The organism is Endozoicomonas atrinae (assembly GCF_001647025.1).
Lineage (GTDB): Bacteria > Pseudomonadota > Gammaproteobacteria > Pseudomonadales > Endozoicomonadaceae > Endozoicomonas > Endozoicomonas atrinae.
Genome location: NZ_LUKQ02000707.1, coordinates 1 through 673, shown reverse-complemented (window position 1 = coordinate 673; position 673 = coordinate 1). Strand labels below are relative to the sequence as shown.

Genomic DNA, 673 nt, shown 5'->3' with positions numbered 1-673 from the left:
AGTAAATGATCCACGTTCGTAGAACGTGGTTTTGCTTTAAGCCCCCTAAAAGGGGGCTGAGACCGCCAGCCTTCTGAGAAGGCTGGTGAGAGTTATCCCAAGATTGAAGGTTATTTCCTGAAGTCTATCTCCTGTTGAAGACGCTCTTTCTTCTCTTGATACTTCACATACTTTCGGATCATTTCTGCGTCTACACCAACCGTGTCAACAAAGTAACCTTTTGCCCAAAAGTGATTGCCCCAGTAAGGCTTTTTCTTGAGGTACGGGAATTTCGTGAACAACCTCATTGCCGTTCGTCCCTTAACTACCCCCATCAGCTTCGATATCGAAACCTTTGGAGGCACTTTTACCAACAAATGCACATGGTCGCTCTGGATATTCAGCTCCACAATCCTGCATTCAAGCTGGCTACAAAATACCTGAATACTATTATGAACCTCAGACTTCACAGCTCCAGTCAGAACTCGAAACCTGTATTTTGGTATCCATACTATATGATATTGGCAATGCCAGATGACATGCGTTAATTTTTCAAATCTGCTCATGTTACTTCCTATCTCTAGTAGTCGTGGGGACAACTCAGAGTTAAGAAGTAGCATGGGTAGTTCATGGCAGGCGGAGCCAACCATTCATAACCACGTCCATAGGACGTGGGTTTTCACGATGCACTAAA

1 protein-coding gene is annotated in these 673 nt (G+C 44.4%); it reads right to left on the bottom strand.

Annotated features, from left to right (window positions below; all coding sequences use genetic code 11):
• Window positions 1-110: 110 nt before the first annotated feature.
• Window positions 111-545, bottom strand: a complete 435-nt coding sequence (gene tnpA, locus AK963_RS30185) for an IS200/IS605 family transposase (protein ID WP_066018852.1) — start codon at window positions 543-545, stop codon at window positions 111-113.
• Between the last annotated feature and the right edge of the window lie 128 nt (window positions 546-673).

Coding starts and splice junctions, on each gene's coding strand:
- tnpA (WP_066018852.1), bottom strand. CDS start 545: ATGAGCAGATTTGAAAAATTAACGCATGTCATCTGGCATTGCCAATAT.